Origin of the sequence: Kineococcus sp. GCM10028916, assembly GCF_042674865.1 — a bacterium.
In the GTDB taxonomy this organism is placed as follows: Bacteria; Actinomycetota; Actinomycetes; order Actinomycetales; family Kineococcaceae; genus Kineococcus.
Genome location: NZ_JBHTFM010000006.1, coordinates 45,598 through 70,833, shown reverse-complemented (window position 1 = coordinate 70,833; position 25,236 = coordinate 45,598). Strand labels below are relative to the sequence as shown.

The 25,236-nt window shown below is 74.3% G+C and carries 24 protein-coding genes; 16 read left to right on the top strand and 8 right to left on the bottom strand.

From position 1 onward, the window contains the following. Window positions 1-165 precede the first annotated feature (165 nt). Complete coding sequence (locus tag ACFQ46_RS07515) at window positions 166-975, top strand: DUF3152 domain-containing protein (protein WP_380258730.1); 810 nt, start codon at window positions 166-168, stop codon at window positions 973-975. A 1-nt stretch (window position 976) separates the two neighbouring features. Here ACFQ46_RS07515 and ACFQ46_RS07510 read toward each other — a convergent pair whose 3' ends face one another. Further along, a complete protein-coding gene (locus tag ACFQ46_RS07510) occupies window positions 977-1,462 on the bottom strand; it encodes a pyridoxamine 5'-phosphate oxidase family protein (RefSeq protein WP_380258727.1) in 486 nt (161 codons plus the stop codon). 75 nt (window positions 1,463-1,537) lie between these two features. Between ACFQ46_RS07510 and ACFQ46_RS07505 the strand changes: the two genes are divergently transcribed. From ACFQ46_RS07505 to ACFQ46_RS07490, 4 genes are all read left to right on the top strand, one after another. Beyond that, on the top strand, window positions 1,538-1,885 hold the full coding sequence (locus ACFQ46_RS07505) for an MGMT family protein (protein WP_380258725.1): 348 nt from the start codon (window positions 1,538-1,540) through the stop codon (window positions 1,883-1,885). Continuing rightward, window positions 1,882-2,754, top strand: a complete 873-nt coding sequence (locus ACFQ46_RS07500; protein WP_380258723.1) for a methylenetetrahydrofolate reductase — start codon at window positions 1,882-1,884, stop codon at window positions 2,752-2,754. Before ACFQ46_RS07505 ends, ACFQ46_RS07500 begins: the two co-directional genes overlap by 4 nt. A 66-nt stretch (window positions 2,755-2,820) precedes the next feature. Continuing rightward, the gene (locus ACFQ46_RS07495; protein WP_380258721.1) at window positions 2,821-6,198 is read left to right on the top strand and encodes an ATP-dependent helicase; all 3,378 of its coding nucleotides are present in this window, start codon (window positions 2,821-2,823) and stop codon (window positions 6,196-6,198) included. Further along, complete coding sequence (locus tag ACFQ46_RS07490) at window positions 6,195-9,530, top strand: UvrD-helicase domain-containing protein (RefSeq protein ID WP_380258719.1); 3,336 nt, start codon at window positions 6,195-6,197, stop codon at window positions 9,528-9,530. The genes ACFQ46_RS07495 and ACFQ46_RS07490 overlap by 4 nt, the downstream gene beginning before the upstream one ends. Here ACFQ46_RS07490 and ACFQ46_RS07485 read toward each other — a convergent pair. Then, window positions 9,440-10,072 carry a TetR/AcrR family transcriptional regulator gene (locus ACFQ46_RS07485; protein ID WP_380258717.1) on the bottom strand — a complete coding sequence of 211 codons (633 nt, stop codon included), beginning with the start codon at window positions 10,070-10,072 and terminating at the stop codon, window positions 9,440-9,442. The two genes, ACFQ46_RS07490 and ACFQ46_RS07485, sit on opposite strands and share 91 nt — an antisense overlap. A 67-nt stretch (window positions 10,073-10,139) precedes the next feature. Here ACFQ46_RS07485 and ACFQ46_RS07480 point away from each other — a divergent pair, with 67 nt between their 5' ends. Next, a complete protein-coding gene (locus ACFQ46_RS07480) occupies window positions 10,140-10,826 on the top strand; it encodes an alpha/beta hydrolase (RefSeq protein WP_380258715.1) in 687 nt (228 codons plus the stop codon). Window positions 10,827-11,346: 520 nt separating this feature from the next. Here the strand turns inward: ACFQ46_RS07480 and ACFQ46_RS07475 are convergent. Together ACFQ46_RS07475 and ACFQ46_RS07470 are read right to left on the bottom strand one after the other, a co-directional pair. Next, complete coding sequence (locus ACFQ46_RS07475; RefSeq protein WP_380258713.1) at window positions 11,347-12,120, bottom strand: endonuclease/exonuclease/phosphatase family protein; 774 nt, start codon at window positions 12,118-12,120, stop codon at window positions 11,347-11,349. A gap of 4 nt (window positions 12,121-12,124) precedes the next feature. Next, window positions 12,125-13,042: a macrolide 2'-phosphotransferase gene (locus ACFQ46_RS07470; protein ID WP_380258711.1), complete on the bottom strand. Its 918-nt coding sequence runs from the start codon at window positions 13,040-13,042 to the stop codon at window positions 12,125-12,127. A 41-nt stretch (window positions 13,043-13,083) separates the two neighbouring features. On the opposite strand from ACFQ46_RS07470, the gene nudC reads away from it, so the two are divergent. After that, on the top strand, window positions 13,084-14,058 hold the full coding sequence (gene nudC / locus ACFQ46_RS07465) for an NAD(+) diphosphatase (RefSeq protein ID WP_380258709.1): 975 nt from the start codon (window positions 13,084-13,086) through the stop codon (window positions 14,056-14,058). A 4-nt stretch (window positions 14,059-14,062) separates the two neighbouring features. Here the strand turns inward: nudC and ACFQ46_RS07460 are convergent, their stop codons facing one another. Beyond that, window positions 14,063-14,560: a uridine kinase gene (locus ACFQ46_RS07460; protein WP_380258707.1), complete on the bottom strand. Its 498-nt coding sequence runs from the start codon at window positions 14,558-14,560 to the stop codon at window positions 14,063-14,065. A 128-nt stretch (window positions 14,561-14,688) separates the two neighbouring features. Next, window positions 14,689-14,940 carry a mycoredoxin gene (locus ACFQ46_RS07455; protein WP_380162441.1) on the bottom strand — a complete coding sequence of 84 codons (252 nt, stop codon included), beginning with the start codon at window positions 14,938-14,940 and terminating at the stop codon, window positions 14,689-14,691. 176 nt (window positions 14,941-15,116) lie between these two features. Here ACFQ46_RS07455 and ACFQ46_RS07450 point away from each other — a divergent pair, with 176 nt between their 5' ends. From ACFQ46_RS07450 to ACFQ46_RS07435, 4 genes are all read left to right on the top strand, one after another. Next, window positions 15,117-17,222, top strand: coding sequence for an ATP-dependent DNA helicase UvrD2 (locus ACFQ46_RS07450; protein WP_380258705.1), 2,106 nt, complete (start codon window positions 15,117-15,119; stop codon window positions 17,220-17,222). A 187-nt stretch (window positions 17,223-17,409) separates the two neighbouring features. Further along, complete coding sequence (locus ACFQ46_RS07445) at window positions 17,410-17,670, top strand: hypothetical protein (protein ID WP_380258703.1); 261 nt, start codon at window positions 17,410-17,412, stop codon at window positions 17,668-17,670. Between the two features lie 110 nt (window positions 17,671-17,780). After that, window positions 17,781-18,149, top strand: a complete 369-nt coding sequence (locus ACFQ46_RS07440) for a WhiB family transcriptional regulator (protein WP_328292360.1) — start codon at window positions 17,781-17,783, stop codon at window positions 18,147-18,149. Window positions 18,150-18,184: 35 nt separating this feature from the next. Beyond that, the gene (locus ACFQ46_RS07435; RefSeq protein ID WP_328292359.1) at window positions 18,185-18,409 is read left to right on the top strand and encodes a hypothetical protein; all 225 of its coding nucleotides are present in this window, start codon (window positions 18,185-18,187) and stop codon (window positions 18,407-18,409) included. 45 nt (window positions 18,410-18,454) lie between these two features. On the opposite strand, the gene ACFQ46_RS07430 is transcribed toward ACFQ46_RS07435, so the two are convergent. Both ACFQ46_RS07430 and ACFQ46_RS07425 read right to left on the bottom strand, forming a co-directional pair. Then, window positions 18,455-19,243 (bottom strand): hypothetical protein, encoded by a 789-nt coding sequence (locus ACFQ46_RS07430; protein ID WP_380258700.1) that lies wholly within the window; start codon window positions 19,241-19,243, stop codon window positions 18,455-18,457. A gap of 118 nt (window positions 19,244-19,361) precedes the next feature. Continuing rightward, a complete protein-coding gene (locus ACFQ46_RS07425; protein WP_328292357.1) occupies window positions 19,362-19,523 on the bottom strand; it encodes a DUF5679 domain-containing protein in 162 nt (53 codons plus the stop codon). Window positions 19,524-19,735: 212 nt separating this feature from the next. Here ACFQ46_RS07425 and ACFQ46_RS07420 point away from each other — a divergent pair, with 212 nt between their 5' ends. From ACFQ46_RS07420 to ACFQ46_RS07400, 5 genes are all read left to right on the top strand, one after another. Then, window positions 19,736-20,500: a M48 family metallopeptidase gene (locus ACFQ46_RS07420; RefSeq protein WP_380259219.1), complete on the top strand. Its 765-nt coding sequence runs from the start codon at window positions 19,736-19,738 to the stop codon at window positions 20,498-20,500. A 139-nt stretch (window positions 20,501-20,639) separates the two neighbouring features. Then, on the top strand, window positions 20,640-21,725 hold the full coding sequence (locus ACFQ46_RS07415; protein ID WP_380258698.1) for a sugar ABC transporter substrate-binding protein: 1,086 nt from the start codon (window positions 20,640-20,642) through the stop codon (window positions 21,723-21,725). An 81-nt stretch (window positions 21,726-21,806) separates the two neighbouring features. Beyond that, the gene (locus ACFQ46_RS07410; RefSeq protein ID WP_380258696.1) at window positions 21,807-22,613 is read left to right on the top strand and encodes an ATP-binding cassette domain-containing protein; all 807 of its coding nucleotides are present in this window, start codon (window positions 21,807-21,809) and stop codon (window positions 22,611-22,613) included. Between the two features lie 10 nt (window positions 22,614-22,623). Continuing rightward, window positions 22,624-23,970, top strand: a complete 1,347-nt coding sequence (locus ACFQ46_RS07405; protein WP_380258694.1) for a sugar ABC transporter permease — start codon at window positions 22,624-22,626, stop codon at window positions 23,968-23,970. A gap of 7 nt (window positions 23,971-23,977) precedes the next feature. Continuing rightward, window positions 23,978-25,231, top strand: coding sequence for an ROK family protein (locus ACFQ46_RS07400; protein WP_380258692.1), 1,254 nt, complete (start codon window positions 23,978-23,980; stop codon window positions 25,229-25,231). Window positions 25,232-25,236 lie beyond the last annotated feature (5 nt).

The following is a 25,236-nucleotide window of genomic DNA, read 5'->3' as shown; positions in this document are numbered from 1 at the left end:
CGCCGTTCCTGAACCTCGCGTGGGGCGGTTGCCGCCCGCGATCGTCAGGCCACGCTAGCCGCCGCCGGGGCGCGACCGCGTTCCGGTTCGCCGCCAGCGGACGGGACGGAGGTGCGGGCCGGGTCGCTGCGCCCGGCTGTGCGGTACCGGTGCGAAGCTGACGCCGTGCTCCTGCGTGCTCACGACGGCGACCCCGCCCGCCCCCCGGTGACCTCCCGGCGGGCGGTCCTGCTCGGCGGAGCGGGGGTGCTGGCGGGACTCGCGGGGTGCACGGGCGACGCGGGTGGTGCGTCGTCGCAGGCCCCGGGGACCTCGGCACCCACCAGCTCGACGGCCACGCCGTCCCAGGTCGCGACACCCACGGTGACCCGGTCGACGCAGCCGCCGCTGCCCGAGGGCCTCACGGCGGCCGACGTCGGCGCCGGGGTCCTGCTGCGCCGGGTCCCGCAGTCCGGTGGGGGATCCCTCGTCGTCGTGCCGGGTTCCTCGCGAGCCCCTGCCTCGCAACGGGTCCGCACCCTCCGTGTCGAGGTGGAGCAGGACCTGGTCGACGCGGGCGTGCTGGACCCGGTCGCGTTCGCGGACTTCGCGCTGGGCGTCCTGAACGACCCGCGGAGCTGGGGCGCGGGCGGCACGACGAGCTTCGCCCGCACCGACGGCGACGCCGAGATCCGCCTCGTGCTGGCGACCCCCGACACCTCCGCCGCGCTCTGCCGGCCCCTGCGCACCGGCGGGACGCTCTCCTGCCGCAGCGGTGACGCGGCGATCCTCACGTGGTACCGCTGGGTGGAGGCGATCCCCGACTACGGCGAGGACCGTACCGGCTACCGGCAGTACGTCGTCAACCACGAGGTCGGCCACGCCCTCGGTCACGGCCACGCACCGAACCCCGGGGCCGGGAAGCTCGCGCCGGTGATGATGCAGCAGACGAAGGGGCTGAACGGCGCACTGCCGAACCCCTGGCCCAACCCCTGAGTCACGCGCGGTGGACCGTGGTGACGGTCCCGTCAGGGCGCAGCGTCCGGAGGCGCAACCGCTCCCCGTCGACCTCGGTCAGCACCACCGAGGTGAGCAGCAGCCGGAACAGCTGGAACGGCTCCGGCGGGTGCCGGTCCGCCGCGTAGCCGGCGAGCTCGCCCGCGTCGGTGACCTCCTCCGCGGTCCCGGCGACCTTCGCGTCGCCCTCGGCCAGCGAACCGTCGCCGGTGTGCGCGTGGAGGGCGAAGCGCGGGTCCCGCAGGAGGTCGACCCCCTTGCGCGAGCCCGGCATCGACCCCAGCGTCAGGTCTCCGCGCCACAGGTGCACCTCCGTCCCCGAGACCCGGGGTGAGCCGTCGCTCGTGAGCGTCGCGAGGACGTGGTGGCGCGCGGCGGTGAACCGCGCCAGGACGGCGGCAGCGAGGTCCGGGGCCCGCTCCTCGACGTCCCTCCAGTGCAACGGGGTCGGGTTCTCCTGCCTCACGGGTGCACTGTGTCCCGAGGGTCCGACAACGGGGCCCGGCGGGTGGTGCGGCACCCCGGGTGGGAGGCTGCGCCCGTGCCGAGCGAGCTTCCCGACCGCGCTGAGGAGGTCCTCGAGGTCGTGCACGCCATCCCCGCCGGGCGGGTCCTGACCTACGGCGACGTGGGTGAGCTCGTCGGTGACCGCGGACCGCGGTTCGTCGGGAACGTGCTGCGCCGCTTCGGGTCCGACGCCCCCTGGTGGCGCGTGCTGCGGGCCGACGGGAGCGCCGCCCCGCCGCTCGCGGACCGGGCCCTGCAGCACTGGCGGGCGGAGGGGGTCCCGCTGCGGCGCCTCGCCCACGACGCCGCCGACGTCCGGGTCGACCTGGGGCAGGCCCGTTGGGACGCCGCGGACTGGGTCGCCCCGTGGGCCCCGCGGTGAGCCTCCCCGAGGACCTGGCCCGCGCGCACCGGCGCTTCTCGGTGGAGTTCTCGCCCGCCCACGACGAGGCCTCGGCCACCCGGCAGTGGGCGACCGTCGAACGGCTCGCCCGGCTCCGGCCCGTCTTCGCCTCGGTCACCTACGGCGCCGGCGGCGGCAGTCGGGAGGGGACGGTCGAGCTTGCCTCCCGCCTCGCCGCCGAGACGTCCCTGCGTCCGCTCGCCCACCTCACCGCCGTCGGGGAGTCCGCGGACCGGCTGCGCGGTGTCGTCGGCGACCTGCTGGCGGGCGGGGTGCGCGACGTCCTCGCCCTGCGGGGGGACCCGGACGGCGACCCGCACGCACCCTGGACCCCGCACCCGGAGGGTCTGCAGCACGCCGACGAGCTGGTGCGGCTGGCCCTGGCCGAGGGCGCGTCCTCGGTGGGGGTGGCGGCCTTCCCGCTCGGCCACCCCGACTCTCCCGACCCCGACACCGACCTGCGGCACCTGCTGGGGAAGTTCCGCGCCGGAGCCTCGTTCGCGATCGCCCAGCTGACCTTCGACGTCGAGGACTTCCTCCGCCTGCGGGACCGCCTCGCCGCCGCCGGCTGCCAGGTGCCGCTGGTCCCGGGTCTGCTGCCCGTGACCAGCCCGCGGGTCCTCGAGGTGACCCGACGGCTCACCGACGGGCACGAACCCTCCTGGCTGTACCGTCGCCTCGACCCCTTCCTCGACGACCGGGGCGCCTTCCGCGAGGAGGGCCTGCGGGTCGCGGTCGAGGACGGCCGCCGGCTGCTGGCCGAGGGGGTGCCCCTGCTGCACCTCTACTCCCTGAACCAGGCCGCCAACGTCGAGGCGCTGGTGGCCGAGCTGGGACTGGCCGGCTGAGGCCGGAAGGAGTCCGCGTCCGCAGGGGGTGGGGGTCGTGTCGGAGGTCTGTGGTGCCATGACGAGGTGCTCGGGGAGAACGTGGACGACGGTGGTGCGGGCCGTGGGCCCGGTGGGGGCGGCGACGGTGCCCGCCGACGGCCGCGGCCGCCGCGGTTGCGGCGGGCCGCACCGGTCGGACCTCCTGCCGCACAGCCGGACCCGAGCCAGCAGCGGGTGCTCGACACCCGGCCCGGCAGCGGCCCGCTGGTCGTCCTGGGCGCCCCGGGGACCGGTCGTACCCGCACCCTGCGCGAACTCGTCGCGACCCGGGTGGAACGCGACGGCCTGGAACCGGACCGGGTCCTCGTCCTGGCCCCGACCCGTCGTTCCGCCGACCTGCTGCGCGACGACCTCTCGCAACGGTTGCGACGCACGACGGGCCAGCCCGCGGCCCGCACGCCCCAGTCCTACGCCTTCGGCGTGCTGCGCCTCGTCCACGTCCGCGAGGGGACCCCGCCGCCGCGCCTGATCTCCGGCGCCGAGCAGGACTCGATCCTGGCCGACCTGCTCCGCGGTCACCTCGCCGTCACCGCCGAGGAGGGCCCGGCCGTGACCGAGCTCTTCGACCTCGACGCCACCGGCGCGCTCACCGCCACGGGTGCCCTGCGGGTCCCGAGCTGGCCCAGCGACGTCCCCCGCGCGTCCTGGGTGCTGCGCAGCTTCCGCAACGAACTGCGCGACCTGCTGATGCGCGTCGTCGAACGGGGGCTGCGTTCCGCCGACCTGCTCGACCTCGCCCGCACCCAGGCCCGGCCCGAGTGGCGGGCCGCGGCCGCCCTCCTCGAGGAGTACCTCGACGTCAACGCCCTCAGCCGCTCCGAGGCCTACGACCCGGCCGCCGTGGTCGACGAGGCCGTCGTCGCCCTGCAGGCCCAGCCCGACCTGCTCGCCGCCGAACGCGCCCGCTGGGACCTCGTCGCCGTCGACGACGCCCACGACCTCTCCGACGCCGGTCTGCGCCTGCTCGAGGTCGTCGCCGGCGGGCGCGACCTCGTGCTGACCGCCGACCCGGACAGCGTCACCCAGGGCTTCCGCGGCGCCGACGCGCGCACCGCCGCCGGGCTGGCCCAGCGGTTCGGGCCGCGACCGGGCGTCGACGCGCCGACGTTCGTGCTCGGCACCGGCTGGCGTCAGCGTCCCGTCCTGCACGACGTGACCCGGGCGGTCTCGACCCGCATCGGCGCTCTCGGCGGCGCCGGGCAACGCGCGGCCCGCGCAGGTCGCGGACGCGGTGGGCACGTCGAGGTCGCCGTCCTCGGCTCACCCACCCAGGAGGCCGCCTGGATCGCCCAGCGGTTGCGCCGCCGCCACCTGCTGGACGGGATGCCCTGGTCGCAGATGGCCGTCGTCGTCCGCTCCGCCGGGCACACCGCCGCGCTGCGCCGGGGGCTCGCGCACGCCGGGGTCCCGCTCGCGGTGCCGCTCGCGGAGGTCCCCGTGCGCGACGAGCCGTCCGTCCGCCCGCTGCTGACGGCGCTTGCCGTCGTCCTCGACCCGGAGGCCCTCGACGACGCCACGGCCAGGGACCTCGTGACCTCGCCCGTCGGCGGGGCCGACGTGGTCGCCCTGCGGCGCCTGCGGCAGTCGTTGCGCCGCAGCGAGGTCGCCGCCGGTGGTGGTCGCAGCAGCGACGCCGTGCTCACCGGGGCGCTGGCCGGGGCGCTCGCCGCGCCGGAGGCCGGTGACCTCGCCGCGGCGGACGGTGACCTGGCGATGCTCGGCGTCGAGGACCCGGCGTTGCGCCCGGCCGTGCGGGTGGCGGTCGTCCTCCAGGCCGGTCGACGGGCGGCCGCGGCACCCGACGCGAACGCCGAGACGGCCCTCTGGGGGATCTGGGAGGCCAGCGGTCTGGCGGAGCGCTGGCAGCGGGCCGCCCTGGCCGGGGCCGTCGTCGAGGGGGCCGACGCCGGACGCGCCGACCGCGACCTGGACGCCGTGCTCGCCCTCTTCGAGGCTGCGGGTCGCTTCGTGGACCGCTTCCCCGGGTCCGGCAGCGCGCAACGCTTCCTCGACCAGCTGATGGCGGCCGAGGTGCCCTCCGACACCCTCGCCGACCGCGCCCCCGACGCGGGGGCCGTCACGCTGACCACCCCGCAGGGCGCGGTGGGACGCGAGTGGGACCTCGTCGTCGTCGCCGGGGTGCAGGAGGGGGTCTGGCCCGACCTGCGGTTGCGCGGTTCCCTCCTCGGCGCGCAGGCGTTCGTGGACGTCCTCGAGGGCCGCGACTCCGACGGCCCCGGCGCGCGGCGCGCCGTGCTGGAGGACGAGCTGCGGCTCTTCCACGTCGCGGTCTCCCGGGCGCGCGAGGAGCTGGCGGTGACCGCCGTGCGGGCCGAGGAGGAACGCCCGTCGGCCTTCGTCGACGTCGTCGCCGACGCGGCCGGGCTGCACGAGGGCGCGCAGGACGAGGAGCGCGAACTGGCGACCGTGCCGCGGGCGGTGTCGTTGCCGGCACTGGTGGCCCGGCTGCGCCAGGTCGTCTGCGCGCCGGACGCGCTCGAGTCCCCGCAGCGCAAGGCCGCCGCGGCGTCCCGGCTGGCGGAGCTGGCCCGCGCCGGGGTCGGCGGCGCGGACCCGGCGCAGTGGTACGGCGTCGACGACCTCACCGACGACGGCCCGTTGCGCGCCCCGCACGAGGAGGTCGCCGTCTCGCCGTCGCGGGTCGAGAGCTTCGAGCGCTGCGGGCTGCGCTGGCTGCTGGAGAGCTCCGGCGCCCGTGCGGGCGACTCGACGAGCCAGTCGATCGGCAACCTCGTGCACCGCATCGCCTCCGAGGCTCCCGAGGCCGACGCGTTCGAGCTGCGTCGTCGCCTGGGGGTGCTCTGGCCGACCCTCGGACTGCCGGACGGGTGGGTCGCGGACACCGCGCGCGCCCGGGCCGAGCGGATGGTCGACAAGCTCGCGGAGTACTACCGCGAGGCCCGCCGGGAGGGCCGCACGCTGGCGGGCGTCGAGCTCGACGTCGACGTCCTGGTCGGTCGCGCCCGCATCCGCGGCCGGGTGGACCGGCTCGAGGTCGACGGCGAGGGTCGAGCCGTGGTCGTCGACCTCAAGACGGGCAGGACCCAGCCGTCGAAGGCCGACCTGGAGCGGCTGCCGCAGCTCGGGGTCTACCAGCTCGCCGCCCAGGAGGGCGCGTTCCCCACGGTGCCCGGCACGGGGGGTGCCGCCCTCGTCCAGCTCGGCGGGAGCCAGAAGAAGGCCCCGCAGCAGCGCCAGCGCGCTCTGGACGAGGACCAGGAACCGGACTGGGCCGCCGACCTCGTCGCCCGTGCGGCCGAGGGGATGGCCGCAGACCGCTTCGAGGCGGTCGTCGGCCCGCACTGCGGGTACTGCCCGGTCTACAGCAGCTGCCCGGCCCAGGACGCCGGTCGCAGCGTCGTCGAGGAGGGTGGCCGGTGAGCGAGCTGCTGGGAGCCGTGGAGATCGCGCACCGGCTCGGACGGCCGACCCCGACCCCCGAGCAGGTGGCCGTGATCGAGGCCCCCGTGGAGCCGATGCTGGTCGTCGCGGGGGCCGGCTCGGGCAAGACGGAGACGATGTCCTCGCGCGTCGTGTGGCTCGTCGCCAACGGCCTGGTGGCTCCCGAGGACGTCCTCGGCCTGACCTTCACCCGCAAGGCCGCCGGGGAGCTCGCCGAACGCGTCCGTCGCCGGCTGCGGGGGCTGCGTGCGGTCGGCCTGGGCGGGGACACCGCCGACGACGCGCTGGGCGAGGGGGAACCGGTCGTCTCGACGTACCACGCCTACGCCGCGTCGCTCGTGATCGACCACGGGCTGCGGATGGGCATCGAACCGCAGTCCACCGTGCTCTCCGACGCGGGTGCGTGGCAGCTGGCCTCCGACGTCGTGGAGACCTGGCGCGGCGACCTGCCCGGGGTCGAGGCCGCACCGAGCACCCTGGCCGCGGCGCTGCTCCAGCTGGCGGGGGAGTGCGCAGAGCACCTCGTCGACCCCGCCGACGTGCTGTCCTTCGTCGACGGGATCGACGCCCGCGTCAAGACGCTGCCCAAGGACGACAGGAGCATCGCGAAGCTCGGCGCGCACGTCCCGGGGGAGCCCTACGCCAAGGTCCGCGACCTCCTGGCCGTCCAGCAGGCCCGCAAGGTCGTCGTCCCGCTGCTCGCCGAGTACGAGCGCCGCAAGCGCGACGCGGAGCAGCTCGACTTCGGTGATCAGGTGCTGCTCGCCGCCCGCCTGGCCCGCGAGGTCCCGGCTGTCGCCGCGGCGGAGAGGGCGAAGCACCGGATCGTGCTGCTGGACGAGTACCAGGACACCTCCTACGCCCAGCTGGCCCTGCTGCGTTCGCTGTTCGGGGACGGGCACCCGGTGACGGCCGTGGGCGACCCGCACCAGTCCATCTACGGCTGGCGCGGCGCCAGCGCGGGGAACCTCGTGAGCTTCCCCGCCCACTTCCGCCGCCTCGACGACACCCCCGCCGCCCAGCTGCCGCTCGCGACGAGCTGGCGCAACGACGAGGGCGTCCTCGCCGCCGCCAACGTCGTCGCCGAGCCGCTGAACGCCGCGCTCACGGCGGGGACGGTCGCGGTGCTGCGCCCGCGTCCGGGCGCCGGGACCGGCCGGGTGCGGGCGACGTTCGCCGCGACGGTCGAGGAGGAGGCCGCCGAGGTCGCCGCCCGCCTCGCCGAGGTGTGGCGCGCCGACTCCGAGCGGCTCGCCGTCCAGCGCCGGGTGGAGGGGGCCGACCCCAGACCCCGTCGCACCGCGGCGGTGCTGTGCCGCAAGCGGAGCCAGTTCGTGGTGCTGCAGCGCGCGTTGCGCGACGCCGGGTTGCCCGTCGAGGTCGTCGGGCTCGGGGGACTGCTCTCGACCCCGGAGGTCGTCGACGTGGTCGCGACCCTGCACGTCCTGCACGACCCGGGTCGTGGCGACCACCTCGCGCGGTTGCTGACCGGTGCGCGCTGGCGCCTCGGCGCCCGCGACCTCGCGGCGCTGGGGGTGTGGGCCCGTCAGCTCCAGCGGCAGCGCAACGCGCTGCCGCAGGACCCGCACGAACCGGGCGAGGACGTCGTCGTCCTGCCCGACGAGGTCGAGTCGGTGAGCCTCGTGGAGGCCCTGGACGACCTCCCGGGCGCCGGCTGGACCGGGCCGGACGGTCGCGGGTTGTCCGCCCGGGCGCACACCCGGCTGTCCCGGCTCGCCGCCGCCCTGCGCCGGTTGCGTGGCCGGACCCACCTGCCCGTCGCCGACCTGGTCGGCGAGGTCGAACGTGCCCTGCTGCTCGACGTCGAGGTGGCGGCCCGGCCGGGTAGTTCCCCGGCCTTCGCCCGCAGCAACCTCGACGCCCTCGCCGACGCGGCCGCGTCGTTCTCGGCGGGGTCGCAGCGGCCGGGACTGGGGGGTTTCCTGTCCTGGCTGGACGCGGCCGAGGTTCGCGAGCGCGGACTGGAACCCGGAGCCTCCGACGTGGCGACCGACGCCGTCCAGCTGCTCACCGTGCACGCCAGCAAGGGGCTGGAGTGGGACGTCGTCGCCGTGCCCGGGCTCGTCGAGAAGTCGTTCCCCGCCACGGGGGAGACCGCACCGGGGTGGTTGGGCGGCATGGGTTCGCTGGGTGTCCTGCCCTACCCGCTGCGCGGGGACCGCTCCAGCCTGCCGCACTTCGACATCGAGGGCGCCGACACCCAGAAGGAGCTCGACACCGCCCGCGAGCAGTTCCTCGCCGCCTGCGGTGAGCACCAGCTCGCCGAGGAACGCCGTCTCGCCTACGTGGCGTTCACCCGGGCCAAGGAGGAGCTCCTGCTGTCCGGGGCCTACTGGGACGACGCGACGAGGCCCCGGGAGCCCTCCCGGTTCCTGCGCGAGGTCCTCGAGGCCCCGCCCGGCGCCGTTCCCGGGCTCGTGGTGCTGCCGCGGGTGGCCCCGCCGGAGCCCGACGCGCCGAACCCGCGGACGGCGAACCCGCAGCGCGTCGTCTGGCCGGTCGATCCGCTCGCCTCCCGACGCGGCGACGTGGACGCGGGGGCGGCGCTCGTCCGTGCCGCGATGGCCGCGACGACCACCCTGGACGAGGTGGACGGGGTCGACGAGGAGACGCTGTCCTGGGGCGAGCAGAGCCGGTTGCTGCTGGCCGAGCGCGCCCGAGCCCACGACGCCCCCGCGGTGCTCCTCCCCAAGCACCTCTCCGCGTCGCGGCTGGTGGCGCTGGCCCAGGACGCCGACGCGTTGGCCCTGCAAGTGCGACGGCCCGTCCCGCTGGAACCCCGTCCGGCGACCCGTCGGGGGACGGCGTTCCACGCCTGGCTGGAGCAGCGCTTCACCGCGAGTTCGCTGCTCGACCTGGTCGACCTCCCCGGTGCGGCCGACGAGGACGCCGCCGACGACGCGGAGCTCGTGGCGCTGCAGCGTCGCTTCCTCGCCTCGGAGTGGGCCTCGCGGGATCCGGTCGCCGTCGAGGTGTCGGTGGAGACCCCCGTCGCCGATCTCGTGGTGCGGGGCCGGATCGACGCGGTCTTCTCGACGGTCTCGGCCGGGAGGACCCGGTGGGACGTCGTGGACTGGAAGACGGGCCGACCGCCGGAGGGGGACGGGGCGCGTGCCCGCGACGTCCAGCTCGCGGTCTACCGCCTGGCCTGGTCGCGGTGGCAGGGAGTTCCGCTGGAGGACGTCAGCGCGGCGTTCTTCTACGCCTCGACGGGTGCGACGGTCCGGCCCGTCGACCTGCTGGGCGCGGACGACCTGGAACGTCTGGTCCGTTCCGTCCCGGTCGGGTAGTCGCCCAGGGTGGCGAGGAACTGCCGGAAGGCGCGGTCGGTGCGGTCCCGGTCGCCGGTGGCGTGCAGGTCGGTGATCAGTCCGCGGATCACGGCCAGGACGAGGGTCGCGAGCTCCGGGCGCTCGAGGGTCCGCAGTCCGTCCTCGAGGGGTTCGAGCCAGTCGGTCGTCGCGGCCCGGCGCAGTTCCGGCCACAACGGCTCGACGGTGCTCTCGCGCAGTTCCCCGAACATCCGCAGGTAGGGCTGCCCGTCCGCTCCGGTGATCGCGGTCCACGCCCGGGTGAGGGTGTCGCGGTACGGCTCGCCGGGTCGTGGCCGGAGCAGGTCGCGGAACCCGTCGAGCTGTCGCTGCCGGGCCCGCCCGAGGACCGCGCGCAGCAGGGCGTCGCGGGTGCCGAAGTGGTAGATCAGCATCCGCGCCGAGGTCCCGGTGGCGGTGACGAACGGTCCGAGCCGGTCGGGGAGGCCGTGGGCGAGGGCGTGGTCGGCGCAGGCGTCGAGCAGTTCCTCCTTCACCTGTGGCTGCGGTCGACGGCCCATCCCCGGATCTTTTCGCGTAACGATCGCTACGTCTAGCGTTGGTCGCCGGACGAGCGTGGAGGTCGGGATGAGGGTCGTGTTCGTGCACGGGGCGTGCGTGAAGGACGGGTCGTGGTGGTGGCGCCGGACCGCGGACCTGTTGCAGGAGAACGGTGTCTGCAGCGTCTCGCCACTGCTGCCCAGCTGTGGCGAGGGTGGCTCGGGTGGTTTCGCCGAGGACGTCGCCGCGGTGCGGGGGGTGCTGCAGGACAGCGACGAACCGACGGTGGTCGTCGCCCACAGCTACGGCGGGATCGTCACCGCGCAGGCGGCCGCCGGGATCGGTCCCGTCCGCCACCTGCTGCTGATCTCCAGCTACCTGCCCGAGGTCGGCCAGGGCCTCGCCGACTTCGGCGAGGGGCTCTCGCCCTTCCTCGACGTGGACGTCGACGCCGGCACGTTCGGGGTGCGCCCGGAACTCCTCGTCGACACGTTCCTGCACGACTGCGACCCCGAGGTCCGGGCCGAGGGCGAGCGCCACCTCGCCCGGCAGAACGTCGAGGTGACCTCGGCAACCGTCACCGCCGCCGCGTGGAAGGCCCTACCCACCACCTACCTCGTCTGCGCCCAGGACCGCGGGACCCCGCCGCGGCGGCAACGCGAGCACGCCGCCCGCGCGGACACCGTCGTCGAGATCGACGCCGGCCACCACCCGTTCCTGTCCCGGCCGGCCGAGGTGCGCGACCTCGTCCTCCGCCTCGCGCCGCGGTCCTGACCCGTCCCGGTGCTCACGGGACGTAGCGGAACTCGTTGCCGTCGGGGTCGGCCAGCTCCACACCCTCCCCGGCCCTCCCGAGGCGGCCCCCGGTGGGACACCCATCGGTGTCACCACGTGGAGTGAGGTGTGGGTGCGACGAACCGGGCGCCCTGGCGACGAGATCGTCACATCCACGCCTCACTCGACGCCGCCAGGCGCCGGGATCCCACCCTCGTGTGACCCGTGTCTCACAGGAGGTGGTGACACCGGTGGGTGCGACGGGTCAGGCGGGAGCGGCCTCGCTGTCCTCGTCGTCGGGGACGCGGCACCGGCGATCGACGAGGAGATCGGCGCTCCGCTGCTCGGGACGAACCAGGGACCCGGCCGGGTGGCCGAGCCGGGGAGGAGGGCGTCCGGCGTGGCGGGTCGGTCCAGCAGGCCGCTCCAGGACGCGGCGAGGCGCGTCGGGTCGTGCGTGTCCAGGGTGGGAGCGACGAACTCGAGGTGGGCTCCGCGCCCGGGACCCGTCGGCGGGGCATCAGTCGAAGCTCAGGTCCACGACCACACCCCGGTGATCGCTCCCACCCACCTGCTCGATGCGCGCCGTGACCCGCACGGAGTCCGGCAGCCCGTCGGCGAGGGCGTGGTCGAGCTGCACCTTCGGCGCGGGGGCGGGGAACGTCGGGCCGGTGACGAGGGGCCGCCAGGGCAGGACCCGGTGGACGACGCCCGGCGGCAGGTTCAGGTCCCCGAGCAGGACGAGAGGACGCGGCAGCGACTCGGCGAAGCGCCGGACGGCCCGCAACTGCGCGACCGAGCGGAGCGGCGAGAACGAGAGGTGGGTCCCGAGGACGCTCACCGGTCCGATCGCCGTCTCCACGACGGCCGCGACGACGGCCCGCGGCTCGTCCGGGATCCAGCGCAACCCGGCGCCCGGGACGGGCAGCGGCAGCTTCGCGCGACCGGGAGCCATCCGTTCCTCGTGCCACTCCAGGACCGGCAGCCGCGACAGCAGGGCGATGCCGTAGGACGGTTCCTCGACCACGGTCGCGTCGGCCGGGTAGAAGCCCTGCGGCGTGCCGGGAGTGCCGTGGACGGTGGCGACGAAGCGCCCGGTGGACCCGGTGGCCTGCGCGAGCAGCGCCGTCTGGTCCGCCCGTGCGCTGCGGGGGAGCAGGTGGTCGACCTCCTGCACCGCGACGACGTCGGCGTCCAGCGCCGCGACCGCCGTGGTCAGGACGAAGGAGTCGACGGCGCCGGAGGCGAGGTCGCGACCGGAGGCCGCGTTGACCGAGGCGATCCGCAGGTGCACGGGGTCAGGAACCCAACGGGTTCGCGTCCGCGTGCGCGTCGAGGTCGTCCAGCATCCGTCGGGCGTCCTCGATGATCTCGGCGTCCTCGATCCGCAACCCGAGCAGCAACCAGCGGGCGAGGGCGAGCTCGCCGGCGAGGCGGGCCCGCAGCAGCAGGTCGGGGTCCGGCGGTTCGTGGCGCGCGTGGGCGTAGGCCTCCAGGACCGACTCGAGCGCGTCGGGGTCGGCCCCGACGGCCAGCCAGGCGAAGTCGTCGGCGGGGTCGGCGATCTTCGCGTCGACCCAGCCGGTGATGCCGGTGAGCCGGGAGCCGTCCGTGCGCACGTGCTCACCGACGAGGTCGCCGTGGATCGGGGTGGCCGCGAACCGCCAGTGCGAGACGTCCTCCATGAGGACCTCCCAGCGGGTCAGCAACCGCGGCGGGACGTGACCGGTCGAGGCGGCGCGGTCGAGTTCGGACAGCCGCCGCTTGCGGTACTCCTCCGCGTCGTAGACGGGCACCCCCGCGTCGCTGAAGACCCCGGTGTCGATCTGGTGCAGCGCAGCGAGTCCGATGCCGATCGAGGCGGCCAACCCCGGGCCCGGCCGCAGGTCACCCGGGTCGAGCGGGGAACCCGGGAGCTCGCGGTGCACGACGCACCGCCCACCCTCGGGCAGGGCCAGGGTCCCGGCGGGTTCGGGGACGGCGAACGGCAACGGTTCGACGAGGCCGGCGAGCAGTTCCACCTCGGCGTCCAGCGCGGCGGCCGCCGCGGGCCGGCGCGGGGTGCGCACGACGAACCTGCGGCCATCGCCGTCCACCACGACGGCGACGTCGAAGTCCGCGCCGTCGGCGTCGGTGGGACCGGTCGCGACCACGTCCAGACCCCGCACGGCAGCGGTGGCGAGGGCGGCGAGGACACGGGGCGAGCGGACGGGCACACCCCCACGGTATTGCGCGAGGGCCTGCATAAGGTGCAGGTGTGACCCCAGTGCCCCTCCCGAGTCCCCCCCTGCGCAACCTGGCGCTGTCCCGACAGCACGTCGACCGGGCCGGAGTGAACCGGGTCCCGGCCTCGCACCTGCAGGAGCTCTGGGCCTCGCCGGACACCCGCGTCCTGCAGGTCCACGCCGGACGCGCCCCCGTCGTGAGCACCCCGGAGGGGTTGGAGCTGGTGCTGCGCGCCCCGGCCCAGGTCCCCACCCCCGGCCCCGACGACCTGCAGCTCTACCTCGGCGTCGACGAGGGCGTCCACCACGTCGCGGTCGTCTCGGCCGACGCCGAACCCGAGGCCACCGACGGCGCCGGCGGTGGCGAGGAGTGGCGGGGACTGCGCGAGGTCGGTGAGGAACTCTCCGCCCGCGACGCCGGGCTGTTCACCGAGGCGCTCTCGATGGGCAACTGGCACGCCGTGACGCGGTTCTCCCCGCGCACCGGTCAGCCGCTGACCGCCGCGTCGTCGGGCTGGGTGAAGGTCGAACCCGACGGCAAGGAGCACTTCCCGCGCACCGACGCCGCGGTGATCATGGCCATCATCTCGCCCGAGGACGAACTCCTGCTGGGCCACCAGCCGGTCTGGCCGGAGAACCGCTACTCCGTCCTCGCCGGTTTCGTCGAACCGGGGGAGTGCTTCGAGGACACCGTGCGCCGCGAGGCGTTCGAGGAGGCCGGCATCGTCATCGGCTCCGGCCTCGAGGACGTCGTCTACCTCGGCAGCCAGCCCTGGCCGTTCCCGGCGAGCCTCATGGTGGGTTTCGCCGCCCGCGCCACGACCCGGGAGATCAAGGTCGACGGCGACGAGATCGCCCTCGCCCGCTGGTTCACCCGCGACGAACTGGCCGAGGAACTCGCCGCCGGACGGGTCCTGCCGCCGCCGGGGGTCTCCATCGCCCGGCGCCTCATCGAGGCCTGGTACGGCGGGCCGATCCCCGTCTCCGACGACAAGCCCTGGGCCTGATCCGCTACTCCCGCACCAGTTCCGCCGGGTGCCGGGGGTCCTCGCACCGCAGCACCGCGGTCGCGAGGTCGACGGGCCCGCTGGAGTCCAGGTAGCGCTTCCACCCGCCGAGGACCCGGTCGACGTCGTCGGCCGGGACCCGGCGACGGATCGCGTTGTCCGAGGTCGACAGGTGCAGCACGGCGTCGAAACCCCAGCGGGTGTCCTCGCGCAGCAGGAACGGGCCGGTGAACACCAGGACGGCGTCGTCGGGGACGTCGCGACGGGCCGCGCGGGAGGACCGGTCGGTGCCGGGGTCGTACAACGACGGGACCCACCACCGGTCGTGCTCCGCGCCGAGGGGTTCCAGGACCTCCCGGTAGAGCCCCGGCACGTCCAGCCAGGTGTCGTGGAACGCGTCGGGGTCGTCACGACCGAACTCGTAGCGCAGCGAACGGGGACGCCAGAAACCCGACCAGTCCGCCTGCAGCACCGGACGGGCCCGCTCGCGCAGCGCCGCCACCAGGTGCTCCGCGAACCAGGCGCGGTCGGCGTCGACGGCGCCGTCGACCCCGACGCAGGCGCCCGCGGGCAGCGAAACGGCCCACCGGTCCGCGAACTCGCGGGGACCGGTGGGCCGGAAGCTCGTGGTCAGGAGAGCTTGGCCTTGACCTCGGCGAGGGAGGGGTTCGTCGCGGCGGTCCCGTCCGGGAAGAGCAACGTCGGCACGGTCTGGTTGCCACCGTTGACCTGCATCACGTACTCGGCCGCGTTCGGGACCTCCTCGATGTTCACCTCGGAGTAGCTGATGCCTTCACGGTCCATCTGCGACTTCAGGCGACGGCAGTAGCCGCACCACGTCGTCGTGAACATCGTGACGCTGCCGGCCGCGGGGGCCTCCATCGTGGACACGGTCCTGCTCCTCGCTCCAGGTCACCACCGGGCTGTGGATCGTCTGCACCTCGTGCAACCACGGGATCCACAGCCATCTTCCCGCAGGCGGTTCACGGCGTGTCGTCCACAACGCGCCGCCCCTCCTGCCACCGACCACCCGTCCGGTGGGAGAAGATGCCGGGGCCATGACGACGAGCACAGACCTCCGCCCCAGCGCCGACTCGGTCCTCGACGGGCTCGACCCCGAGCAGCGCCAGGTCGCGACCACGCTCGACGGCCCCGTCTGCGTCCTCGCCGGCGCCGGGACCGGCAAGACCCGCGCCATCACCCACCGCATCGCCTACGGCGTGCACTCCGGCGCCTACGTGCCCAACCGGGTGCTGGCCGTGACGTTCACGGCGCGCGCCGCGGGGGAGATGCGGACCCGCCTGCGCGACCTCGGCGTCGCCGGCGTCCAGGCCCGCACCTTCCACGCCGCCGCCCTGCGTCAGCTGCAGTTCTTCTGGCCGCAGTCCATCGGCGGGTCGCTGCCGAACCTGGTCGAGCACAAGGCCCCGCTCATCGCCGACGCCTGCAACCGGCTGCGCATCCAGGCCGACCGCACCCGGGTGCGCGACCTCTCCGCCGAGGTCGAGTGGACCAAGGTCATGCTCGTCGACCCCGACGACTACGTGCGCCTCGCCGCCGCCGCCGGCCGCGGCGAGCCGGGCGGGCTCGACCTCGCCACCGTCGCGCGCCTCGTGCGCACCTACGAGGACGTGAAGACCGACCGGGCCGTCATCGACTTCGAGGACGTGCTGCTGCTGACCGCCGGCATCCTCGACGAGCGCCCCGACGTCGCCGCCACCGTCCGTGAGCAGTACCGCCACTTCGTCGTCGACGAGTACCAGGACGTCTCGCCGCTGCAGCAGCGCCTCCTCGACCTCTGGCTCGGCGGCCGCCAGGACCTCTGCGTCGTCGGCGACGCCAGCCAGACGATCTACTCCTTCGCCGGCGCCACCCCCGAGCACCTGCTCGACTTCCCCCGACGTCACCCCGACACCAAGGTCGTCCGGCTCGTGCGGGACTACCGCTCCACCCCCGAGGTCGTCGGCCTCGCCAACTCCGTCCTCTCGATGGCCAGCGGCACGCACGCCCAGGCCCGCCTCGAGCTCATCGCCCAGCGGCCCTCCGGCCCGCCGCCCACGTTCACCGCCTACGACGACGACGTCGCCGAGGCCGCCGGCGTCGCCGCGCGCATCGCCGCCGAGGTCCGCGGTGGTCGCAGCGCCAAGGACATCGCGGTCCTCTTCCGCACCAACGGCCAGTCGCAGGCCCTGGAGTCGGCGCTCGCCGACGCCGGGGTCGGCTACGTCGTCCGCGGCGGGGAGCGGTTCTTCTCCCGCAAGGAGGTCCGCGACGCGATCGTGCTGCTGCGCGGTGGCGCCCGGTCCGCGGTGCCCGGCCACGACCTCGGGGCCGAGACCCGTGCGGTGCTCTCCTCGGCCGGCTGGGGCGAGAAGGCCCCGACGGCCGGTGGCGCGACGCGCGAGAAGTGGGAGTCGTTGCAGGCACTGGTGGTCCTCGCCGACGAGCTCGCGGAGAAGCGCCCCGGTGCGCAACTCAGCGACCTCGTCGAGGAACTCCTCGAACGCAGCCAGGCCCAGCACGCCCCGACGGTCGACGGCGTGACGCTGGCCTCCTTCCACGCGGCCAAGGGGCTGGAGTGGGACGTGGTGTTCCTGGTGGGGGTGAGCGAGGGGCTGTTGCCGATCTCGTTCGCCGAGACCCCCGACGACATCGAGGAGGAACGCCGCCTCCTCTACGTCGGGGTGACCCGGGCCCGCGAGGGGATCCACCTGTCCTGGGCCAACTCCCGCACCCCGGGAGGCCGGGCCTCCCGCAAACCCTCGCGCTTCCTCGACGCCGTCCGTCCCCAGGGCGCGCCCACGGCCCGTCGCGGCGGTGCGGTCACGCCGGCGGGCGCGAAGACCAAGCGCACCAGCGGACCCATGCTCTGCCGCGTCTGCGGCGCGTCGCTCACCGCCGGGGTGGACCGCAAGCTCGGGCGCTGCAGCGACTGCCCGTCCAGCTACGACGAGGCGGTCTTCGAGAGGCTGCGCGAGTGGCGCAGCGCGACGTGCAAGGCCGCCGAGGTGCCCGCCTACGTGGTGTTCACCGACGCCACGCTCGTCGCGATCTGCGAGGCGATGCCCACGGACACCGCCGCGTTGGCGAAGATCTCCGGGGTGGGGCCGTCGAAGCTGGAGAAGTACGCCGACGAGGTGCTGGCCGTCCTCGCCACCGACTGACCTCGATGGGATCCCTTGATCCGTTGCACGGCAACGGATCGGGCGGTGGTTGAGGATTGCACCGGAACTCGTCCGGAACCCGGCGGAAAAAGACGTTGTCGTCCCGGTGCGGGTGCCCCTACAGTCAGATGCACGACAGCACGGGGCAACGGTCCCGCGCGAACGCACCGTAGAGGAGGGCAGGACGATGGAAAGCATCGTGAACGCGGTCACCGCGCAGAACGGCGTCATCGCCGATGCCTTCGCCGTGCGCCCGCGCCAGACCTCCCCGATCGCTGCCCAGTGCAGTTCGTGGGAGCGCAGCCACGCCTCCACCGGCGGCATGACCACGGGTGGAGTGCGTCTGCTCCCGGCCACGAAGTCCCCGGCCGGGCGTCTGGTCGCCCCCGCCTACGGCAGCACCTCCTTCCCGTTCTCGGGACCCTCGACTCTGAGTCCACCGGTCTAGCCACAGACCGGCGACCTCTCAGGCCGCGGATCCCGATCACCTCGGGTCCGCGGCCATTTTGCGTTCGTGGGCTCTTCGACGCCGAACCACTCGCCGGAGAACGCAGAGAGATGACCGTGCACCAGTCCCCGCAGACCCGACCGGGTCGAGGCAACCGACAGAACATCCGCACCACCGGTGACGCCGGATCCGTCACCGTGACCCAGGAGGAGGTGAGCGGCGTGACCCGCCGCCACACGCCGGACCCGCTGCCCTGCCGCCGCTTCGACTCCGAACTCTGGTTCGCCGAGAAGCCCGAGGACGTCGAACTCGCCAAGTCGCTCTGCGCGGACTGCCCGCTCGCGAACGCCTGTCTCGCAGGCGCTCTCGAGCGTTCGGAACCGTGGGGCGTCTGGGGCGGCCAGCTCGTCCTGTCCGGGGTCGTCGTCCCGCGGAAACGTCCGCGCGGCCGTCCCCGCAAGCATCCCGTCGCTGCGTGAACCGGCTCGTCCGGTCCGACGCAGCGACCCCCACCGTGAACGGAACTGGAGTCACCATGTCCTACGTCGAGGAGAACCTCGTCCGAGAACGTCTGCTCAGCCTGCACCGCGAAGCCGCCCGCACCCGGACGGTCCGCGCCCTGCGCGCCCGTCGCCAGGCCGAGGTCGCCGCCCGGCGTGCCCTCGTCCTCGCGGTGCGTGCCGACCGCGCCGAGGCCGCCGCCTCGACCGCCGGGGACCGCGACCTCGCCGCCGTCTGACCCCACGGCCCGCGACCTGGCCGGAACCCCCGGCGAGGTCGCGGGTCAGAGGGGGAGGTCGACGCACCCGCAGCCGGGGTGCGGGGCCCAGCCGCGGGCCCGCACCCGTCCCTCCGGCAACAGCAGTTCCAGGGAGACCCCCACCGTCGTCGCGGGAACGCCGTCGAGGTGCGATAGCACCTGCAGCGCAGCCAGTCCGGCGACGGCGTGGGCGGTCGCCGCGTCCGTCGGGCGACGGGGCCCGCGGCTCAGTCCGTCCCGCGTGGCCGGCCAGCACGGGTCGGCGTCGGTGCGCCAGCGGTCGACGCAGCGCAGGCACGCCGAACGGCCCGGCAGCACCAGCGGCCCGATCAGCGCATCGGTGTCGCGCACCACGACCGACAGGTGCACCACACCGTCGGCGAGCAACCCGTCGGCGGCGACGGGCCGTGCGGTGTGTTCGTCCAGCAGGACGACCACGTCGGCCGGCCCCGAGTCCGCGGGGTTCCCCGTCCTGCGCACCCGCGCGGGAACGGCCTCGGGGCGGTCGCACGCCAGCCGGCCGACCCCGGCCGCGGCCAGCACCTCGAGCAGCACGTCCGCCGTCTGGGCGGACCCCACGACGGCGACGCTCGCGCGGCCACGCCCGGTCAGCCGGTCGGGGGAGCCGGTGCGGTCGTAGGCCGCCCAGGCGTCGGCCTCGTCGGAGGGGGGCCCCGCCTCGAGGGGCGGCGCCGGGGGCGCGGACTGCACGACCGCGCTGCGTGGTGTCGACCCCACGAGGAACCGACCGTCGGGCCGGGCGAGGACGGGCACCCCGCGGGGGAGGGCCCGCATCGTGGTGGGGGAGAGCATGCGGTCACTGTGCCGCAGGTGTGCCGGAGGGGGACCGCGTCGTCCACAGGCACACCCTGCCGGTGGTGACCCCGGCACGCGGGGTCACCGACCGGTGGTCGGGAGGCTCAGTCCCGGATCAGGACGCCTTGCCGAGGATGCGGTTGAGGTTGGTGTCGCAGACGGGGCACTTGCCCTTCGCCATCCGACGGCCGTTGGTCTCGACGACGTTGCCCGTCGCCTCGCGCTTCTCCTTGCACTTGACGCAGTAGAACTCGCCGCTCCAGGTCTCGTCGGCCATGGTGCCTCCTCGTGTCTCGTTCGCGGGCGGGTGCCCCGTCGCGGGACCCCCGGTGACCACCCTCACCCGTCGGTGGGCTCCGGTGGTCCTGTCCGGCATCGTGCCCTGCGCAGCCGTGCGAGGCGCGTCGGCACGCCAGAACGGCCAGGTTCGGCACTGCGCGTACCGTGTCGATCACCGCACGACGGACTTCCGGGGCCCGGACGGGTAGCCTGCCGGAGGTGACGGCTCACCAGGAGGGTGCAGCGGCGCTCGATGCTGCCCACGGGGCGCTCGAGCCCCACGACGATTCGCACGACTCGTTGGACCACCCCCGCGACGTGCGAGCCGGCCCCGCCGTCGACGTGCGACGCAGCCGCCGCCGGACCCGGACGGTCTCGGCCTACCGCGACGGCGACCGCACCGTGGTGCTCATCCCCGCCCGCTTCAGCCCGGCCGAGGAACGCGAGTGGGTCGAGCGGATGGTCACCCGGCTCGAGGCGGCCGACCGGCGCCGCAACCCGCTCGAGGGCGACCTGCTGGAACGCGCCCGCGAACTCTCCCGTCGTCACCTGGACGGCCTCGCCCGGCCGACGTCGGTGGCCTGGGTCGAGAACCAGCACCACCGCTGGGGGTCCTGCACCCCCGCCGACGGCAGCATCCGCCTGTCCAGCCGTCTGCAGGGCATGCCGAGCTGGGTCCTGGACTACGTGCTGCTGCACGAGCTCGCCCACCTGCTCGTCCCGACCCACTCGCGGGCCTTCTGGGGACTGCTGAACTCCTATCCCCGGACCGAACGGGCGCGCGGCTTCCTCGCGGGCATCGACCACGCGACGGGTCACGAGGGCCCGAACCACCACGACAAGGACGACGAGGACGAGGACGTGGAGGACGAGGACGTCGAGGACGTCGACGTCGCGACTCCCTCCGACGACCGTCCCGCCGTCGCCGCGGACGAGCAGCCGCCCGCCGTCGAGGTCATCGTCAGCACGAGCTGACCCCTCTCGTCGAAGGGGTGCTGCGGGTCACAACTCGGTCACGAACGACCACGTCCGCGCGGTCCCGGGTATATGTTGCGGCTCACAACTTACTCCCGGCGAGCTGACCGCCGGGAGAGCCAGATGCGAAGGAGCATCCATGCGCGTTCGATCCTCAGTCCTGCTCGCGACCACCGTCGCCGGCGTCCTCCTCGTGTCGTCCTGCGGCAGCAGCGACACGGGATCCTCCTCGTCCTCCAGCGGCGGTTCCTCCGCCGCCGAGGTCGGCGTGATCCTCCCGGACACGAAGTCCTCCGCCCGCTGGGAGTCGTTCGACCGTCCGCTGCTCCAGAAGGCCTTCGAGGACGCCGGCGTCAAGGCCGACATCCAGAACGCCCAGGGCGACGCGTCCAACATGCAGACCATCGCCGACCAGATGCTCACCGAGGGGGTCAAGGTCCTGGCCATCGTCAACCTCGACTCCGACTCCGGGGCCGCGATCGAGGCCAAGGCCAAGAAGCAGGGCGTCCAGACCATCGACTACGACCGGCTGACCCTCGGTGGTTCGGCCGACTACTACGTCTCCTTCGACAACACGAAGGTCGGCGAGGAGCAGGGTCAGGGTCTGGCCCAGTGCCTCGGCGGCGGGGACAAGAACATCGTCTACCTCAACGGTTCCCCGACCGACAACAACGCCGGGATGTTCTCGGCCGGCGCGCACAGCGTGCTGGACCCGATGACGAACTACAAGGCCGTCGCCGAGCAGTCCGTCCCCGACTGGGACAACCAGCAGGCTGCGACGATCTTCGAGCAGATGCTGACCCAGCAGGGCGGCAAGATCGACGGTGTCCTGGCCGCCAACGACGGTCTCGGCAACGCCGCGATCTCGATCCTGGCCAAGAACGGGCTCGCCGGGAAGGTTCCGGTGACGGGGCAGGACGCCACCACCCAGGGTCTGCAGAACATCCTCGCCAAGACCCAGTGCATGACGGTCTACAAGCCCGTCGACCAGGAGGCGAAGGCGCTGTCCGACATCGCCATCGCCCTCATCAAGGGTGAAACCCCCAAGACCACGGGGACGACCAAGGACGCCACCGGGAACCGTGACGTCAAGTCCATCCTGCTCGACCCGCAGCTGATCACCCGCGACAAGGTGAAGACCGTCGTGGACGCGGGTTTCGTCAAGGCCTCCGAGCTGTGCACCGGTGACTTCGCCGCGGACTGCACCGAACTCGGCATCTCCTGACCGACCGACACCCGACCGGCCGGAACCCCGCTGCGGCGGGGTTCCGGCCGGCCGTCACCACGTCCCCCCGAGGAGGGGTGCATGAGTTCCACCACCACTGACGCGACGACCGACGCGACGACGCTGCTCTCGCTGCGCGGCATCGACAAGAGCTTCGGTGCCGTCCAGGTCCTGCACGGCGTCGACCTCGACGTCCGCCCCGGAGAGGTCACCGCGCTCGTCGGGGACAACGGCGCCGGCAAGTCGACCCTCGTGAAGTGCATCGCGGGGATCTACGCGATCGACGCGGGGGAGTACCGCTTCGACGGACAGCCCGTCTCGATCAGCACCCCCCGCGACACCGCCGACCTCGGCATCGAGGTCGTCTACCAGGACCTCGCGCTCTGCGACAACCTCGACATCGTCCAGAACATGTTCCTCGGCCGGGAGAAGCGCCGCGGGGTGCTGCTGGACGAGCCGACGATGGAGGAACTGGCCCGCCAGACGCTGGCCAGCCTCTCGGTGCGCACCGTCCGCTCGGTGCGCCAGCTCGTCTCCAGCCTCTCCGGCGGTCAGCGCCAGACCGTGGCCATCGCCAAGGCGGTGCTCTGGAACTCCCGCGTCGTGCTGCTCGACGAACCGACCGCGGCCCTCGGTGTCGCCCAGACGCGGCAGGTCCTGGACCTGGTGCGTCGCCTCGCCGACAACGGCCTCGGCGTCGTGCTCATCTCCCACAACCTCAGCGACGTGTTCGAGGTCGCGGACCACATCACCGCCCTCTACCTCGGCCGGGTGGCCGCGACGGTGCGGACCCGCGACGTCACGAGCAGCCAGGTCGTCGAACTCATCACGACGGGGCGATCCGGTGACCTCGGTCTCGCTCCCGCCACCGCTTCCGCCCCGGTCTGAGGAGATCGCCATGTCGACCACCGGACAGGAGTCCGAACCCGCGGCCGCCAAGGCCGCGGACACCGCCCCGCTCACCGAGCAGGAGCGCATCGTCCAGCTCGCCCGCGCCACGGCCGGCGGTGGGAGCACCCTGGCCCAGCCCGCTCCCGAACCGACCTTCCGCGAGGGGGTCAGCGCCTACGTCGCGCGGCTGCGCGGTGGTGACATCGGGTCGCTGCCGGCCATCGCGGGACTCGTCGTCCTCTTCGTGCTGTTCTCCGCGCTGCGTCCCGACACCTTCCCCACGCCCGGCAACATCGCCAACCTGCTGGTGCAGGCCTCCTCGATCATCGTGCTCGCGATGGGGCTGACGTTCGTCCTGCTGCTGGGCGACATCGACCTCTCCGCCGGTGTCGCCGGGGGTGCCTCCGCCGCCGTGATGGCCCTCGTGCTGCGCGAGACCGGCGTGAACTGGATCGTCGGCCTGCTGGCGGCCCTGGTCACCGGTCTGGTGCTGGGCACCCTCATCGGTCTGCTCGTCGCCCGGGTCGGGATACCCTCCTTCGTCGTGACCCTCGCGTTCTTCCTGGGCGTGCAGGGCATCACCCTGCGCCTGATCGGCGAGGGCGGCACGATCGCGGTGCGCGACGACGTCATCGTCGCCATCGCCAACTCCAACGTCCCGGTGTGGCTCGGGTGGGTCCTGGCCCTCGCGGCCGCCGCCGGGTACGCGGCCGTCAGCCTGCTCCGGTGGACGGGTCAGCGCCGTCGTGGGCTCTCCCGCGACAACCTCGGGGTCGTGGTCCTCCGCGTCGTCGTCGTCGCGGCCGTCCTGCTCCTCGTGACCGCGGTCCTCAGCCAGAACCGGGCCCGGGTCGCCAGCATCCACCTCGCCGGCATCCCGTACTCCGTCCCGCTCATCGCCGTGCTGCTCGTCGTCCTCACCCTGGTGCTGGGGCGCACCCGATACGGCCGTCACGTCTACGCCGTCGGCGGCAACCCCGAGGCGGCCCGCCGGGCGGGCATCTCGGTGCGCGGGATCCGCATGTCCGTCTTCATGATCGGCTCGACGCTGGCCGCGCTGGCCGGGGTCATCGACGCCTCCCGCCTGAACTCCGTGGCCCCCGGGTCGGGCGGTGCGAACACCCTGCTCCTCGGGGTGGGCGCGGCGGTCATCGGCGGGACCAGCCTCTTCGGCGGCAAGGGCCGCGTCTCCAACGCCGTCATCGGTGGTCTGGTCATCGCGGCGATCGCCAACGGCCTCGGGCTGCTGGGCCAGGCCCAGTACGTCAACTACCTCGTGACCGGCGTGGTCCTGCTGCTCGCCGCGACGGTCGACGCCGTCTCGCGTCGACGCCGAGCGTCCTCCGCGGTCTGAGCACGTCGTGGACGCGTCGGGGGCCGGAGGACCGCGGGGACAGGGCACCGAGGACGTCCGCCGGCACAACCTCTCGACGCTGCTGGGCCTGGTGCACAGCCGGGGCGGGGTGACGCGCGCCGAGGTCACCCGCGACCTGGGTCTGAACCGCTCGACCGTCGGCGCCCTCGTCGGGGCGCTGGTCGAGGCGGGGTTGCTCGTGGAGGAACCCCCCGCCGACCAGAGCCCCGGCCGGGTGGGCCGCCCCTCCTTGCAGGTGCGACCGCGCGCCGGGGGCGCCGAGGTGCTCGCGGGCTACGTCGACGTGCACGCCGTGCAGGTCGTGCGGGTCGGGCTGGGCGGCACCGTCCACGGCCGGCGCACCATCCCGACCTCCACCCCGCCCACCCCGGAGGAGGCCGCGGACCTGGTCGCCGGGGCTGCGGTGGAACTGCTCGAGGACTCCCCGCACGTCCCCGTCGTGGGGGTGGGCCTGGCCGTCCCGGGGACGGTGCGCACCGGCGACGGCACGATCGGCCTGGCCCCGAACCTGGCCTGGCGCGACGTGCCCTTCGGCGCGCTGGCCGCGGCGGCGCTGGCCGAGCGGACGGGACGCGCGCTGCGGGTCGACGTCGCCAACGACGCCGACCTGGGACTCATCGCGGAGGTCCGTCGTGGCGCTGCGGTCGGGCTCTCCGACGTCGTCTACCTCTGCGGGACCTACGGACTCGGCGGGGGTGTGCTCACCGGGGGACACCCGCTGACCGGGCACCGGGGCTACGGCGGCGAGGTCGGGCACATGAGCGTCGACCCCGACGGCCGCGCGTGCCGATGCGGCAGCCGGGGGTGCTGGGAGTCGGAGACCCTCGCCGAGGCGTGGGCCGAACCCTTCGACCTGGACCCGGCCGCACCGGACATCGCCGACCTGGTGCTGGCCCGGCTCGCCTCCGGCGGGGTCGTCAGCCGACGCACCCGGGACCGGTTGTCCCGGGCCTTCGCCCGTGGGCTGGCCAACGTGTGGCACCTCTTCGACCCGCAGACGGTGATCCTGGGCGACGGTCTGTGGCGCCGGTTGTGGCCGGAGGTCAGCGACGACGTCCTGCCCTGGGTCGACCGCCTGGTGATGCCGGCCATGCGGGCCGACGTCACCGTGAGCCTCTCCGCCCTCGGGTCGCGCTCCACCGTGCTCGGCGCCGCCGAACTGGCCTGGAGCCCGCTGCTCGCCGACCCCGTGGGGTTGCTGGCCGCGCAGGACGGGCGGGAGGCGCCGGTGCGGGTCTGAGCGAC